Annotated in this window: 9 protein-coding genes and 1 other RNA gene; 4 read left to right on the top strand and 6 right to left on the bottom strand. The window is 53.6% G+C overall.

What is annotated here, in order from left to right; genetic code table 11:
• Positions 1–3: 3 nt before the first annotated feature.
• Entirely contained in the window at positions 4–369 is a 366-nt protein-coding gene (locus SH302x_RS17805; protein WP_479363808.1) for a hypothetical protein, read from the bottom strand.
• A 308-nt stretch (positions 370–677) separates the two neighbouring features.
• Here SH302x_RS17805 and trhA point away from each other — a divergent pair, with 308 nt between their 5' ends.
• Complete coding sequence (trhA, locus tag SH302x_RS17800; RefSeq protein ID WP_479363806.1) at positions 678–1,310, top strand: PAQR family membrane homeostasis protein TrhA; 633 nt, start codon at positions 678–680, stop codon at positions 1,308–1,310.
• A 570-nt stretch (positions 1,311–1,880) separates the two neighbouring features.
• Here the strand turns inward: trhA and glgP are convergent.
• Entirely contained in the window at positions 1,881–4,079 is a 2,199-nt protein-coding gene (gene glgP / locus SH302x_RS17795) for an alpha-glucan family phosphorylase (protein ID WP_479363805.1), read from the bottom strand.
• A 548-nt stretch (positions 4,080–4,627) separates the two neighbouring features.
• Between glgP and SH302x_RS17790 the strand changes: the two genes are divergently transcribed.
• Positions 4,628–4,957 carry a HesB/IscA family protein gene (locus tag SH302x_RS17790; protein ID WP_479363803.1) on the top strand — a complete coding sequence of 110 codons (330 nt, stop codon included), beginning with the start codon at positions 4,628–4,630 and terminating at the stop codon, positions 4,955–4,957.
• 971 nt (positions 4,958–5,928) lie between these two features.
• Here the strand turns inward: SH302x_RS17790 and rnpB are convergent.
• An RNA gene (gene rnpB, locus SH302x_RS17785) (RNase P RNA component class A) lies at positions 5,929–6,348 on the bottom strand.
• 41 nt (positions 6,349–6,389) lie between these two features.
• Positions 6,390–7,094: a hypothetical protein gene (locus SH302x_RS17780; protein WP_479363801.1), complete on the bottom strand. Its 705-nt coding sequence runs from the start codon at positions 7,092–7,094 to the stop codon at positions 6,390–6,392.
• Between the two features lie 565 nt (positions 7,095–7,659).
• On the opposite strand from SH302x_RS17780, the gene SH302x_RS17775 reads away from it, so the two are divergent.
• Positions 7,660–9,144 (top strand): cryptochrome/DNA photolyase family protein, encoded by a 1,485-nt coding sequence (locus tag SH302x_RS17775; protein ID WP_479363800.1) that lies wholly within the window; start codon positions 7,660–7,662, stop codon positions 9,142–9,144.
• 55 nt (positions 9,145–9,199) lie between these two features.
• Here the strand turns inward: SH302x_RS17775 and smc are convergent, their stop codons facing one another.
• Positions 9,200–12,811 carry a chromosome segregation protein SMC gene (gene smc / locus SH302x_RS17770; protein WP_479369283.1) on the bottom strand — a complete coding sequence of 1,204 codons (3,612 nt, stop codon included), beginning with the start codon at positions 12,809–12,811 and terminating at the stop codon, positions 9,200–9,202.
• 385 nt (positions 12,812–13,196) lie between these two features.
• Here smc and SH302x_RS17765 point away from each other — a divergent pair, with 385 nt between their 5' ends.
• On the top strand, positions 13,197–14,324 hold the full coding sequence (locus SH302x_RS17765) for an LptF/LptG family permease (protein ID WP_479363799.1): 1,128 nt from the start codon (positions 13,197–13,199) through the stop codon (positions 14,322–14,324).
• A gap of 425 nt (positions 14,325–14,749) precedes the next feature.
• On the opposite strand, the gene SH302x_RS17760 is transcribed toward SH302x_RS17765, so the two are convergent.
• Complete coding sequence (locus tag SH302x_RS17760) at positions 14,750–15,976, bottom strand: porin (protein WP_479363798.1); 1,227 nt, start codon at positions 15,974–15,976, stop codon at positions 14,750–14,752.
• Positions 15,977–16,279 lie beyond the last annotated feature (303 nt).

The following is a 16,279-nucleotide window of genomic DNA, read 5'->3' as shown; positions in this document are numbered from 1 at the left end:
TCCTCAGCCCGGGGCCTCGGCGGTGGCGCCCGACTGGGGCGCTGATGGTACTTCGGAATGCACAAATAGGGGATCGTCATCTGTCTGCACTGACGAGGAAGTATCGATTGTCGCTTGCGAGAGCAGTTCTGTGATATGGTCCAGTGCTGCTTGATCAAGATCGGCCGGTTCACCTTGGTCATATGCGTCTTGGCCCAGGGACAAAGGCGTGGCGCTGTAGAGAATTCGTGGCTCGATAATGACCGCATCCACCGCGTAGGGGCGAGCGGTCCCAACGACGTACTCACGCATACGTCCGAGAATGTTTTGCAAGTGTCGGTTCCACTTGTTGGGTTTCGGCGGCTGGTCTGGGTTTGCGGAGTTGCTCATCGGTAGGGGATTGCGGAGTTGCGCAAGGCACAAGGTTGAGATCGGATGCGGAGGTGTGGTTGGCGTCAACTGTTGCCGCGATTTGCCTGAACTCGTTAGGCAGAGTGTTCTGAAAACGGGGCGTATGCAGATTGTTCCGATTCTGCTAAATCCGTTGGAAATCCGGTTTTGGGGATTTTTCGGGTTGAACCGAACGCAGCGTCCGCCAGATGAAAAATTAGAATGTCGCTTCGAAATCTGGCAGAAAATCGCTATGATGCTTCCGAAGCAGTTACCTGCCCGCGACCACCGATTTACCTGAGAGGATTATGAATACCGCTCCGCTTGACATTCCTGACGATGAATTTGCCAACACGATCACACATGCGATCGGGATTGGCGTGGCCATTTTGGGTGCCGTGCTGTACTTCCAATGGGACATACCGCAGACGTTTGCGATTCGCGCAAGCTTTATTGCTTATATCTTGTCCGTCATTGCGGTATTTGTATTTTCGACTTTGTCGCACGCGGTACGTCGTCAGCCGTTGCGTGATCGGATGCGAGCTTGGGATCAAGGCGTGATCTATGGGATGATCGCTGGGACTTATACGCCCTTTGCGGTTGCTTACGGTGGCAAGCTGACGGTGCCATTGCTGTTTTTTCTTTGGATTGCGGCGGCAGTTGGGTTTTATTCCAAAGTGTTTGCCAAACATCGAGTGAATGCATTGGCGATGGTAACGTATTTGGCTTTAGGGTGGATTCCTGCGATTCCGCTTTCGGTTTCGGTGCCAACGCCCTGTTTAATGATGATGATAGGTGGCGGAGTGTCGTACAGTATTGGTGTATTGTTTTTGAAATACGACAATCGTGTGCGTTACTTCCATTCGGTGTGGCATTTGATGGTGATAGCCGCTGCTTGCGTGCATTACATTGGGATCTATCAGTTTGTGTTAGCGGCCTAGTCGTCAGTTCGTAGTACCGCCTTCAGGCGGACTTGATCACTAGATTTCAAACTGCCTAAAGGCGGGACTACAAACGGATGCGGACTTGGTCATTAGATTTCACACCGCCTAAAGGCGGGACTACAAACTAAAGGCGGGACTACGAACGCGAGGCAGGCTTCGCTGGTTGGCGTCTTACGGCTCTAGAGACGACCGGCCCTCTTGGAACAGGCATTGGTATCCATACATCTTTACGTTTGATTCGCAGGCGAAACGGGTTAAGCGTCGTTTAACCGCGTGCCCAACGGGCCGCGATACTGCTAAAGGCACAACAAACGCGGGGCGATGCCCAACGCGGTTAAACGAAACCCTGCAGTTTCACTTAGCAAAACAAGCTAACATCTGTTTCAGCGTCACCCATACTTGTGTAGCTACCAATGCCCGGCACGGGAGGGTGAAAAAGAAATGAGCGGCTCGCGCCGCTCTGTTTAGTCCAAGCGATCAACTAAGTCCAAGCGATCAACTAAGTCCGAGCGATCAACTAAGTCCAAGCGATCAACTAAGTCCAAGCGATCAACTAAGTGCAAGCGATTAATGTGTGCTCATATCGCAGCTTAGTCCGCCAGCGGCAGGGACGTACGCATACCGAGTGTAGTCCATCACCATGCGATGGCTGCTGAATCGCCATGCAAGCGTGCTGATGCTATTCATCATCATGCGAATCCACTGGCGTGGCACTCCATCTCGATCGCGATTGTAGAACGTTGGTACAACGTGGTTTTCGATCGCGTCATACAAGTCATGTGCATCGCGTTCGTCGGTAATCGCGTCGTTCATGTGTGCATGCCCCTTGCCAATCGCAAAGCCGTTGGTGCCATCAAAAGCTTCGGCCCACCAGCCGTCCAGGATGCTGCAGTTCAAGCCGCCGTTGAGCACGACTTTTTGGCCGCTAGTACCAGACGCTTCCAACGGTCGACGCGGATTGTTCAGCCAAACGTCTACGCCTTGGATCAAGTGGCGACAAACATTGATATCGTAATCCTCAACGAACGCCACTTTGTCAGCGAATCGACTGTCGTTTCGCAATGAAGCGATCTCTTGAATGAAACGCTTGCCAGGCTCGTCCTTCGGATGCGCCTTGCCAGCGTAAATCAATTGCACCGGCCGATCCGTACTCTGCAGAATCCCCGCGATACGGTCGATCTCTTTGAAGATCAAATTGGCTCGTTTGTAGGTGGCAAATCGACGACCAAAACCGATCGTCAAAACGTTGGGCGAAAAAACGTTTCGAGCCGCTTCGATCGCCGCGTCGCTTTCGCCACGACGACGACATTGCCTGGACAGCCGACGGCGTACGAACGAAATCATCAGGCTCTTAAGCGCGTTGTGAACTTCCCAAAGTTCGCCTGGATCGATTTCATGAATCTTTTGCCACACATCTGGCTCACCGATTCGCTGCATCCAATCAGTTGGGAAATGCCGATCGAACAACAATTGCATCTGCCACGCCAGCCAGCTTTGCGTGTGAACGCCGTTGGTAATGTGTCCAATGGGAACTTGGCGGACTGGCCGACCGGGGAACAGGTTGTGCCACATCTTCCGCGAGATTTGGCCATGCAGTTGGCTGACCGCGTTGGCGTGATTCGACAGTTTCAGTCCGATTACGGTCATGCAGAATGGTTCGCTGTGATCATCGGTACGAACGCGGCCGATGCTCATCAAATGTTCGTGACTGATGCCCAGCGAATCTCGCAGCGGGCCAAGATGTTCCTCGATCAGATCGGCACTGAAGCGATCGTGACCGGCTGGAACAGGGGTGTGAGTTGTAAAGATCGTCTTTAGCGCGGTATCGGCACTGGCATCTTCAAAATTCAAGCCATCGTCCAGCATTCGTTCGCGGATCACTTCCAGCGGCGCAAACGCACTGTGGCCTTCATTCAGATGGTAGACGCCCGGTGTGATCCCGAGGGCTCGCAGGGCTTTCACGCCACCGACGCCTAGAACCAATTCTTGCCGAATTCGAGTTCGCTCATCGCCGCCGTACAGTCGGCTGGTCAACTCGCGGTCCTCTGGGCGATTGCCTTCGACGTTGCAGTCCAACAAGTACAATCGCACGCGGCCAACGTTCATCGCCCAGACTTTGGCCAGCAAGCGACCTTTACGAGTGTCGATCGCGATCATAATCGGCTTGCCATCGTCAGCCAACGCTGGCTCCATCGGCAAATTTTCGACGCGAGTTTCTTGGTACTCTTCGCGCTGGTACGCCTCATTGTCCAGTTGCTGCTTGAAGTAGCCGTGTGAGTAGTACAGTCCGATGGCCACGAGTGGCACGCCCAGACCGCTGGCGCTTTTCACATGGTCACCGGACAGCACGCCCAGGCCGCCGGAGTAGATCGGCAGCGACTCGTGGATACCAAATTCGGCGGAAAAATAAGCGACGGGAAAGGCCCCGAGACTTCCGGCATGCGTCGCGGCCCAAGTCGCCTTGGATTCCAAGTACTCTTGCAGGCGGCGGTAAGCGTAATTGACGCGACTGGTAAGCACCATTTCGTTGGCTCGAACCGACAGCCGCTCGGGCGTAAACTCGCGCAGCAAAGCAATTGGATTATGGTCCAACTGCCGCCAGCGAATGGGGTCCATGTCCCGGAACAAGCTCGTCACCTCGGGGTGCCAGGACCACCAGAGATTGCTGGCTAAAGCCATGCATTTTTCGTAGAGCTTCTCGGCACTGGCGTCGACTAGAGGAGAATAGCCAGAATCTTGTTCGATTGTCGTATCAACCTGAGCCATAACAATGCTTCCATTATCATCATTCGGAGAAAAATACCGCCAGACGCGACATTTGGTCCGGCGATTTGCTTGGGGTCAAGCCTCAGCCTGGGAGCGACTCGCTACGACCGCTCGGAGGCAAACGATGGGCCTGAGCCGCCTGCCAACAGCGTCCATCGTAACAGTTTGACTTTCGCAGGCGGATATCAGTCGGCTTTCGGGCCGCCGCTTCACCAGCGCAAGCATCTTAAAGATAGCGTACTAACCAAGTTGGCCAATACCAAAAATCGACCCCGCCCCCTAGCCGGTTGGCCCTAGGTCCGCAATTTTGGCAAAGTCTGACGGTCAGAGGTAGTCTCAAGAAAGCATTATATTTCGTCGAAGCGTGCGAAATTCGCCCACTTCAAACTTGATCTTCTTGCCACAAGGCGAATAATACTAGAGAGTAGCCCAGCGCGCAAGGGACAGCTTGCCCGAATGTAATTGTAACGCGTCTGGTTGCTCTCGAGTCCCGCACGGTATTTCGAGTTAAATCGTTTTTAGATCAATTTTGGAGAGGTTTACATCACATGGCCATTTTGTTGACGGAAGCCGCCGCCGATCAAGTCAGAAAATTCAAAGATGAGAATGATCTGGGTGACGATTCATTCTTGAGGATTGGCGTTGTCAGCGGCGGTTGCAGTGGATTGAGCTACTCGCTCGCGTTTGATGACAAGTTCGATGACGTTAAGGATTCTCGCTACGAGCAGCACGGGGTCGCTGTCGTGGTCGACAAGAAGAGTTCGTTGTACTTGGACGGCACCAAGGTTGACTGGCATCACAGCTTGGATCGCCAAGGGTTTACCTTTGAGAATCCGAACGTGACCAAGTCTTGCGGCTGCGGAAGTTCTTTCTCGTAAGTTTGCGATCGCTTGTAGTAGCGTGTTGATTGTGGAGCGGTGTTGCTAGTGCAGCACCGCTTTTTGTGTTTCAAAGGGACAGCTTTGTATGAATAACAGGCAACGGCTAGCAACCGGAGGTGAGGGAGCGAGTGCATTGGCACTGCAAGCTTGCGGTCCGGTTCTGCGCGTCGTGGGGTTGCTGGCAAGCTGGCTTGTAATCTGTGTAAGTTGGTGTTGGGTTGGTTTGTTCATTGCTTGGGCGGCTGCGATGGTTCCGCTTCGTTCGGTGCTCGGCGGGTTGATGGTGACTGGTTCGATCGCGGCTGTTTTGCGCCAGTCAGTTGGCTTGTTGGTAGAAGTGCTCGTGCGAATTCAGCGATTCTGTTTTCGGGCGGTTGCTAGTTGCCTGGGGTTCGGGGTTGACGGTGCGCGATGGAAGGTGAGGCGTAGTGCAAAGCGATTGAGCGATCGGTCGAAGTTGAGTGCCGGCGTGCTGAATGAGACCTTGGCGAGCCAGAGTGATGGTGTTGCCGTATCGGCCTGGATGTGTCTTTCGTTTTCTGCAGTTGTGTCGGGGGCTTGTCGGTGCCCGGCCTTGTGTGGCTGCTGTTTTTCTTAGGCGGCCGCGATTTTTCAAGGGAAATAGAATCTGTTTTTTAGTTTCGATATTGAAATGTGTAAATATTGCAATGTGTATAGGTATAGATCTGATTGCTTGTGGTAGGGCGGGTTTTCGTTTGGCAGGTTCAAACGGCGTGCTTCTTTGTGGGCCGGTAGCAAGGTGGTTCTTGCTCATTGCCGGGCCGACGGTGGTTGTCGTTTAACCGCGTGGGCGTCGCCCCGCGTTTTCGTGAGATCCGGAGGCGGCGACGCGGCCCGATGGGCACGCGGTTAAACGGCGCTTGTACCGTGCTTCTTTGTGGGACGGTTGCGGCACAACCGCACGTTGTTTTACTGCTCCGCTTGGAGATGCTCACGGCGAAAAGAAAAGTCGAAGCGGGCCGATAAGCCGGGTCCTGTCTCAAGCTGCTTGTAACAGCAGACTTGGCGCAATCATTTGTCTAGACCAGCCATTGCTGACCGGTTCAAGCGATCTACCCGAAAGTACATCAAGCCGGGCCAGCTTGGCTTGCCAACGCATGATCGAGACCATGCGCCAGCCAGCGACTCTCTGTTGGATCTTGCTCCGAGCGGGGTTTACCAAGCAATCGGAGTCACCTCCGATTCTGGTAGGCTCTTACCCTACCTTTTCACCCTTACCGGCCATCGACGAATCGATTGCAGGCGGTTTGTTTTCTGTGGCACTTTCCCTAGCCTCTCGGCCGGTCGGCGTTACCGACCGCTCTGCCCTCTGGAGCCCGGACTTTCCTCTTGCCAGAAAACCGACAAGCGATTGCGTGCCCCACTTCGACATCACTCAACATAACAGAACTGCCTTGCGTGTAACAGTCTAGTACTGCTGCGTTGGGCTGCTTTCAGGTGTCGCTGCATTGGCTTCCGTTGCCTCTTCAACGCCCGCAGAACCGGGGCGGCGACCGCGTCGCTTCTTCTCCGTCACGGGCACCACTTCTGGGTCCAGCCGTTGCGTGATTCGCGAAATGCAAAGCTTGTTGACGCTGATTTTGAGGACGTTCGATTCCTCGCACAGCACGTCATAAAGCGCCTTGGGCATGCGGATCGTCACCATCCGCTGAGGCTCGGTCGGGTCGTTCTCGGGAAGGTCTCGGGAACGCAGGGCGGTCAGCATTTCCAGGATCTGGCTGTAGTGTTTCGACATTTCGTACTCGGCTCGCATCGCAACATCGGGCAGCATCGTCCAGATCACACCCTCTTTGCCCATGACTTTGCGGTAGAACGCGGCCCAGGTTGGGGAAACGCCGAATAGCTCGGTAGCATAGTGAGCGATTTGTGTGTAGCGATCATTCAGCGTGGCTTCCATGTTCAGGTTGGCACGCAGCTCCTGTACGACTTTATCAAAGACTCGCATTTCTTCGGCCAGTCGCTCGGCGGCTGGGTCGGGTCGTTTCACCCGGGCGGGTGCTGCAGGCCTAGCGGCTGTGGCTGGGCCATGGGCGGCCGAAGGGTTAGGGCTCTGGTAGTGGCGATTTTCATTCGATCCAGAAAATCCATTGCTCTGCGGGTTTTGATACTCCATTGACTTGCTCGCTTTGTTCCATAAAGGGGAAGTGGGGCAGGGGGCGTGGGAGACAGCCGCGACAGCCATCGATCACAACCAGGCCCGGCCTGCGTGTAGGGGCATCTTCGAAAGGCTGGCAATGCTAGCTTCGCAAGTCACTGGAAATACTAGCTTTACGTCTCGTCAAAACGGAATGCTTAGATTCTAGGCAAGGGTGCATTTCGGAGGGGTGGCCAATGGCTGCTTAAAAAGTAGGCAGAGGCCCTGGTCTGAAAAACCAAGTGTCCAATGCGAGCAAAGTTTGAAAAGCTGGCAAAAAGCTGGATTTAGGCAACTGCTCAGGAGAAATCTACTAACGGACATCTTTGTCCGTTGAAGTATCGACGGACTAGGAAGTCCGTCGTACATACGTCAACTTCGGGCGATTGCCTTATTGCCGATCGCGTGGAGCTTGTCTGGCGGCTAAGCTGAAGGCAAGGTAGTAGGCACTCTCCGAGTGCCGTAGCAAGAACGATTTTTCGGCGGACGGCACTCGGAGCGTGCCTGTTACGACCGACTCCAATTTCCCAAGTGAGACGCCTCATTGAGCCAACTGCCAGAAACTCCCGCTGTGCGAGTCCGACGGATCACTAGCTTTGAAGTCCAGCCGGAAGGGGACTACGTTGTCTATTGGATGACGGCGTTTCGCCGCCGCCGCTACAATTTCGCTTTGCAGCATGCAGCAGGCTGGGCCGAGCGGTTGGAACGCCCGCTGGTGGTCGTCGAAGCGTTGCGGACCGGATACCGCTGGGCCTCCGATCGCTTCCACCGCTTCATCATCGATGGCATGATCGCCAACCAGCGGGCGCTGGCCGATGCGGATGTGACGTATTACCCGTTCCTGGAAACTCGCGAGCACAGTGGGCGGGGTATGATGGAATCCCTGGTCCAGCGAGCTTGTCTGTTGGTGACCGACGATTTCCCTTGCTTCTTCCACCCGGTGCTTTACGACCGGATCGTACGCCGCTGGCCTGTTGCGGTTGACTTAGTAGACTCCAACGGGATATTGCCGATGCGAGCGGCCGAACGGACTTTCACGGTCGCTCATTCGTTTCGACGCTATTTGCAGAAAGCTTTGCCCGCCCACTTGGATCATTTCCCGGTGAGCGATCCGCTGGAGGGGCGGAAGCTGCCCAAGCTGCAGAGGATCCCAGGTTTCGACACCCAGCGTTGGCCGCGAGCCGATTTGGAATCGCTCGGAGAAGGGGCTAGCGGGTTCGACCAGTTTGACATCGACCATACCGTCGGTCCAGCGCCGATCCGTGGCGGAGCCGTCGCAGCCGCCGCTCAGCTTGAGAAGTTCATCAGCAAGCATCTAGATCGATATGACGAGGATCGCAACGTTCCGGACTTAGAGGGCGGCAGTCGCTTGAGTCCATACTTGCACTTTGGCCACATCTCTGCGCATGAGGTTTTCGGCGCGGCGATGGAGCACGTGAACTGGAAGGCGGGCGATGTTAAAAAGCCGAACGGCAAGTCGTTGGGGTACTGGGAGGCGACGCCGCAAGTCGAAGCGTTCTTGGACGAACTGATTACGTGGCGTGAAATTGGCTACAACATGGCGCATCGCGAGCCGGACTATGATCGGTATGAGTCATTGCCGACTTGGGTGCAAACAACTTTGTCTGAACATGCGTCCGATCCGCGAGAGAAGATTTATTCGCTCCAGGAGCTTGAGCGAGCAGAGACCAGCGATGACCTCTGGAACGCCGCTCAGCGCGAACTGTTACGGGAAGGCCGAATTCACAATTATTTGCGGATGTTGTGGGGCAAGAAATTCTTGCAGTGGACGCCCGACGCGCGAACCGCGTTGGCTTATATGATTGAGTTGAACAATAAATATGCTTTGGATGGCCGCGACCCGAATTCTTACAGTGGTATTTTTTGGGTGTTGGGTCGTTACGACCGAGCGTGGGGGCCTGAGCGGAAGATTTTTGGCAAGGTACGTTACATGACCAGCGATTCGACTCGGCGAAAGTTCCCGATGAAGGAGTACCTAAAGAAGTTTCGCGCGGTAGATACAAAGTAGCACGCAGGCCCGCCTAACAACAATGAATGGCATGGCGGCGAAACGAAAGCCTTCGCTACGCGGCGTTGCGGTTGCCGTGGTCTAAGATCTCGCCGTCGTCGCCAACCTCTTCGAAACGAACGGCGACTTGGCGACTCACACCACTTTCCTGCATCGTCACACCGTAGATCGTGTTGGCGACGGTCATTGTCTTCTTGCTATGCGATACCACGATAAACTTCGTCATATGCAAAAAGTCCTTCAACACATTCACAAACCGTCCTATGTTCGCCTCATCGAACGGTGCATCCACTTCGTCCAAGATACAGAACGGCGATGGACGGAAATGGAAAATTGCCATGATCAAGGCGACTGCCGTCAGTGCCTTCTCACCACCGCTCAACAGCGAATTGGATAAAGCGATCTTGCCTGGCGGCGTAGCGACCACTTCCACACCGCAGTTCAATACATCGTTGGGGTCTTCCAAAATGATGTCCGCAGATCCGCCACCGAAACTGCGGCGATACAACGTTTGGAAGTTGGAACGAATCGCTTCCAATGTCGTCATAAACATTTCTTTTGATTTGTTCTCGATGCGCTCGATGATCTTCAGCAACGTCTGCCGCGCGGATTCGAGATCTTCGTAATGAGCGTGCAGCGAATCATAACGCGATTGAAGTTCGTCCAGCTCGGCCAACGCTTCCATGTTGACGGAACCGACCGCAGCCAGCTCACTTCGCAAAGCACTGATCTCAGCCGCAGCAGCGTCCTTGTTCGCCTCCACGGCACTGGCATCGAACATTTCGGGTTGGCTCAAATCGATTTGATAGTCGTCGCGATAATGCTGAATCAGTTGAGTTCGACGGTCAATTAATTGTAAAGCTTGCTTGCGAGCTTCCTCTTGCTGTTGCATCAAACGTTCGCATTGGGCACTGCACGCATGCAACGCTTTCTGCGTCTGCGTTAAATCGGCCGTCGCTTGGGCCAGTACTTCCGCTTGAGTGGCATGGCGAGTTTGCAGCGTTTCCAGGTCGGTGCGAACCTGAGTCGTCTCCGCTGCGTTGGTCTCGATCGCTTTTTGGTTTTGTTCCAGTTTGGCTAGTAAGTCACGGTGCCGCTGCTGCGATTGGTCTGCCAATTGGCTGCGTTCATCGCAATCCAGGACCAACGCGGCCAGCAGTTCTTGTTCGCTCTTGAGTTGATGATCAAACTTGGCCTTTTCCAATCGCTGGTGACTGACCGCGTCCGAAGCGGTTTGGCGGTGTTCTTGATGCTGCTTCCAGTCGTCGCGGCGTTGGGCGATGCGAGACTCGATCGCTTGCAGTTCCAACGCGGTCGATTCGACGGCTGACTGCGTCTGTGCGACTTGGTCCTGCAGATCCGAAAGCATACTTCGGCGACGCTCCAGTTCCTCGGTCGATGAGCGGAGGGTAGCTTGAGCGGATTGCAGCTCTTGCGTCATCGCTTGGACACCGAACTTAAACTGCTCGTAGGCCAATTGTTGGCGACGCAGTTCGACGTCGGTAGTCTGCTCTGCCGCTAACGCTGCGTCCAAAGCTGATTGCATTGCGGTCACTTCCTCGGCCGCAGTTTCCATTGCTCGCGTCAACCGATCAGACTCGTCTCGCACAGCGCTCATTTCGCTGCGACGCGTGACGATACCGGAGAGCGTTTGCAGAGAGCCAATTTGGATCGTGCCATCAGTGTCGATGCGTTCGCATTCAGCGGTGACAAAACGCAAACCACTGCCACGATAATGGCTCAAATCCAAGGCGGTCTGCAGGCTATCGACCAGCCAAGTTGTCCCTAGCAGAAACTGGAGCAACGGTTGGAACGTTTCGGCGGAATGGATCAAGCGATCGGCGCGACCAATGACCCCTCGCAAACCATCCAGTTGAATTCGATCTCCCGTTCGCCGCGAAGGCAAGCGATCCAGACGCAGCAAAGTCGCTCGACCATTAATTTTAAGTTTACGTTGTTGCAGCAAGTCGACAATCTGACCATCGGTAAGCACGACGGCTTCCGACAGGTGCGATAAGGCAACATCGATCAAGGGAGCCAAGTGGACTTCGACTTCGATGATGTCCGCGACCAAGCCGATGATAGAATTGTAGGGGGCTTGCGGGTTCCGTTTGCCCAGTTCGATCAATTGCCGCGCGCCGTCGCCCAAGCCTGCATTTTCGGTGTCCAATTGCTCGAGCAGGCCATAGCGGTCACGCATGGATTCGCGTTTGCCCTGCAGCACGATGGCGGCTTCTTGCGCGACCCGCAAGGCTTCTCGAGCTGCAAGCACTTGTTGCTTGTTGGCCGTCAGCTTGCGCTCGATCGCTTGCAGCTCTTGCAGTTTCGACTCACTTGCCGCAGTTTCTTTCGCCAGCAGTTGGTTCAGCTCAGCGGCTTTTGTTTCGACTTGTGCAAGTTCTTCCGTTCGAGCTTGAATGTCGATTCGCAGCTCTTCAATGCGTTTCTGAAGGTCCGCGTTGAAATACGCCTTCTCTGCTAGCGAGCTCTTGCGACGATCTTGTTCAACGCGATCCTGTTCGATTTCATCTAAGATTGCAGCGCATTGTGCGTCAATGGTTGTTGCGGTTTGTTCGGCAAGGTCAATTGCTTTTTCCAGTTCCGCACGCCGCAGTTGCATGGCGGAAAGCGATTGTTCGCGCTGGCCAATCTGTTCGGCGCTCAGCGTCGCTTTCTTTCGCAATTGTTCGGTCTGTTGCTGTGCGATTTCGATTTCAGATTTAAGTTCCTCGGTACGATCGCGCAGCGAACCCAGATGGCTCTGCAGCGTGGTCTCGCGAGTTTCCAAACGTCGAATTTCGGCTTGCATTTCCGCGACCGCTTTTTGGTTATCGGCGGCAAGCTGCTCTTGCTGTTGAAGCGACGACTTCGACAGCTCCAGCTCCGCAGACTTCGCTTCGATTTCTGTGGCGAAGGCCTCAAGCTGGCTTTTCAGTTTAACTTCGTTATCCGCTAGCTCCAAAATTTCAAGCTGGCCAACTTGCAGTCGCAGTTCATGCAGCCGATCGACCATTTCACGATATCGCTTGGCCTTCGACGCTTGGTTCTTGATCAAGTTCAAGCGACCGTGAACTTCTTCGACGATATCGGACAGTCGCAGCAGGTTCTGGTTGACGCGTTGTAGTCGACGTTCGGCTTCAACCTTTTTCGCTTTGAACCGCGAGATACCCGCCGCCTCTTCAAAGATTGCGCGACGATCCTTTGGACTCGCTTGCAACATACGATCGACTTTGCCCTGCTCGATCAACGAATACGCGTCGACGCCAACACCGGTGCCGCGGAACAGGTCGCGGACATCCTTCAAACGACAAGGCTGTCGATTGATCAGATACTCACTTTCGCCGCTGCGATAAACGCGACGGGATACGGTAACTTCATCAGTGTCCACTTGCAGCAAGCGCTGCGAGTTATCGAGCACCAACGTCGCTTCGGCACTATTGGCGGGTTTGCGGCCCGAAGCTGCCGAGCCTTTGAAGATCACATCGGACATCTCGCCGCCGCGAAGGCTTTTGGCGGATTGCGATCCTAACACCCATTTGATGGCGTCCACAATGTTTGATTTGCCAGAGCCATTGGGACCAACCACCACGGTAATCCCATCGGGAAAATCGAAGCGCGTTGCGTCCGCAAAGCTTTTAAATCCGTTTAGTTCGAGCGCTCTAAGCATATGCGGTGAATTGGTTTGCCAAGGCAGCCATCCGAGTTGTACTAAGGCAACCGCTCGAAATGGAAGTACTGTACGACGGACATCCTTGTCCGTCGAATCTTCAACGGACAAGGATGTCCGTCGGTACATTCTTTCTGCGCAGTTGCCTAACACTATTCAACGAAGAACACGCATTCATCGGCTTGGTTGAAAACTAGTGCGTTATTGCCTCTGAGTCGGACTTTACAGCAACCGCCAGCTCAAACCAACAGCGCTTTGCCCAATTTATGCTCCTTTGTCGTCGCGCAATATCCATCTGGCGAAGCTGGTTAAGCTAGCATTTCGTTTTGTTTGAATGTCGGAACGCATTTGACACGTGATTGCTGGAAAGAGTAAAAGGCGGGGTATGACACGAGTTGACCGATACATCCTGATGCTATTTTTGCGAGTCTTCTGTACTTGCTATTTTTGCTTGACTGGGTTGTTGATCGTCGTGCACTTGTTCACAAACTTGGACGATTTGATCGACGCTGGAAAAGCGGATGGGAAAGTGGCTCAGGTGATTGTGGGCTACTATGTACCGTATTCGTTAAGCTTGTACACGCGGATGTGTCCCTTCTTTGCGTTGATGGCTTTGCTGTTCGTAGTGGCGTGGTTAAAACGAACGCATGAACTGACGGCGTTGATGGCCGCTGGCATTCCTAAAGGCCGCATTCTGCGCTATCCGTTATATGGAGTGGTGGCTATCGTGTTGAGCTCGACGATTATTCGCGAGACGATCATTCCGCAGCATCAAGATATCTTGGGCAAGCAACCGCAGGACTTGAGTGGTGAGAATTTCCGACCGATGCGTCCAGCGCTCGATCCCGACACCGGGATTCTGATCGGTGGTCATCATATCGAATTGTTGAACGAGCAGATTATCTATCCCGTCTTTCGGATCTCTGCCCTTGGACGTCAGATCAAAGCCAGTCGTGCGTTGTATAAGCCGGCGACGTCGGAGCATCCAGCAGGATACTTGGTGATAGAAGTAACCGCACCGGACAATATCAATGACATCGATTCGATTTTGCAAGCCGATGCACCGATTGTGCTTACGCGCAAGGCTACGCCGTGGCTTGAGCCCAATCAATGCTTTGTGATCTCAAGCGTGCCGTTCTTTTTGTTGCAAGGTGGCACGTCGTGGAGCCAATACGAATCGACTTGGAACATCATTAAACGGATTCACACTCAGCCTAGGTTTTTTGGCCGCGACATTCACGTGACGGCACACGCTCGGATTGTGCAGCCATTCTTGGACATTACGTTGATCCTGTTTGGATTACCGATTGTATTACGTCGGGTGGACCGCCATTTGTTCTGGGTTTCCAGTGCGGTGATGGGATCGGTTCTGATCTATGTAGTGGTATCTATGGGCTGTCAGGGTTTCGCATCTAGTAACGAACTGTTGCCACCGTTTCTTGGAGCGTGGCTGCCGATGGTGATCTTGACGCCGATTGCATGGGCGCGAGTTAAGGTGGCGATGGTGTCATAGCCTGCCCCGCGTATCTAGTCCCGCCTTGAGGCGGAATGGTACTCTAGTCATCAAGTCCGCTTGAAGGCGGTACTACGAACTTGCGCAGTTCCGTCGATGAGCAAGAGTGACCTTGTTCCCGGCCGACGAAGAAGCACGGTACAAGCCTCGTTTAACCGCAATACCGTTCAATGAATGTAGTGGAAGTCGCCAGACTTCCCGTAACTCTGAGATCTCTGGCGAGACCCACTACATTAACAGCCTTCGTTCAACGCCCTCCATCGGCCGGGTAACTAGCAAAGCCAAAGGCATGCGCGGATATGGGAAGAGCATCGTTAACAGGTTCCGCGCAAGGCAGCAACGGTACGGCTCGCGGTATGTCAATCAAGAGGTAGTCCGTCCTATCCTAGCCAATGGACCAATGGACGTTCAATAAGATAACGAACCTATAGCAGTCGTTGCGTGGGGAATGGACCATTCGCGTGGGGCCCCCAAAATACTCGCACAGCAAAACTTGCTGTCCATAACTCTTGACCACTCAGATTCGAATACTGGATGCCATTCAACAGCTTCATGCGATGGCCAGCAATGTGATAATTGCATCCAAAATATGCAGCTTGATATACATCACCGAAACTTAAGCCAGCAGGCTGCTCGTAGCGCCGTTGGGGAATTAAGCCATGGTCGCTATTGGATCGAGTGTACTGAATTCGCGAGACGACTTGTAGTTTGCGTGTCAGAAAATACCCAGGCTGAATGTCAATTCCTAGCGCATCGCCAATGTCACTTCGCATTCCCAGGAGCAGCTCAGTCATCAGCGATGCATGCCCTTTGGTCAGCATCAATGCCGATGACATACCATCCTTAAATAAGTTAAGATTCGTAGCGTTTTCGTTAGCGTCGCTATACAAGTAGCTGCCATACCATTCCGCCGTATCCGCACCAAAGCTTTCGCCGAGGTCCAAAGTGATCGCCATCAACAGGGAATGTCCAGAGTCATAATTGGTAAATGAATCAACCATGTCCGGGCTTGTGGCGTTCGAAAAAATGCCCGTGTAATAACGCAGATTCTCAATCTCGCCCGATAGTGTGATTGCCGGCGTGTAGTCCGCTTCAAACATGTTCACCAGTAGGCCTCTTTCAAGCGTGTTTAGATAACGACTTGAAATATTTCGATCATGAGTGAAGCGATGCTTTTGTTGTCCCACGGTCAAAGCCAGCTCGTCTTGAAACTCCCACTGCCACCAGAGTTCAGTAAAGCCGTTGTAGAAGGGCTCGACGTTGCTACCACTGACCATTTGCGCGTGCAGTGTTAACTTTTCAAAGAATCGAGCTTGTGAGCCTATCCGCAGACGCCGGACTTCCCACCCTTGCGTTGCTCCGGTATCTCCTTCGGCGTCAAAGTACTGGCCGTGATAGCGTCCCAACGCCCACAACTCTTGCATGATCGGATTGTGATCATCGGAATAAAGTCTACCTAGATTCTCCAGCCGATCTTTTAGCGGCATGTCCGCGTCACTGCGATCAATGCCGATGCTAAGTGGTGAGCTCAAGAATGCAAAGGGATATTCTTCCTTAGCCGAACTCTTTGGCTTCGCTTCGTGAGCATGCGAAACGGCGCTCAAAGCGACGATTGCAAGCAATCCGAATGAACTGGCAAGGGAGCGGGGCATCGACGAAGCAACAACTTTTGAAACGCTGGCAGAATAGAAGCGTACTACTTATCGGCACATTATTAATTTTTCCGGAATGAATTGCTTTTTTGTAAAATCTCTATGCAAATCGTTGTAAAAGTTTACGCAAACGGACGGTTCGCTTGGTGCCGCTACTAGATTTCGTAACGCGTCGGTCGGTGACCAGCCAAGCCTGCCCGGCGTTTCTAGTCCCGCCTTGAGGCGGAATGGTACGCTAATGATCAAGTCCGTTTGAAGGCGGTACTACGAACTTGCGCAGTTCCGGCGTACGAAGAAGCGGCC

Source organism: Njordella calcicola (assembly GCF_056494125.1).
Note: the sequence above shows the minus strand (reverse complement) of the source record. Positions and strands in the feature narration are given on the sequence as shown.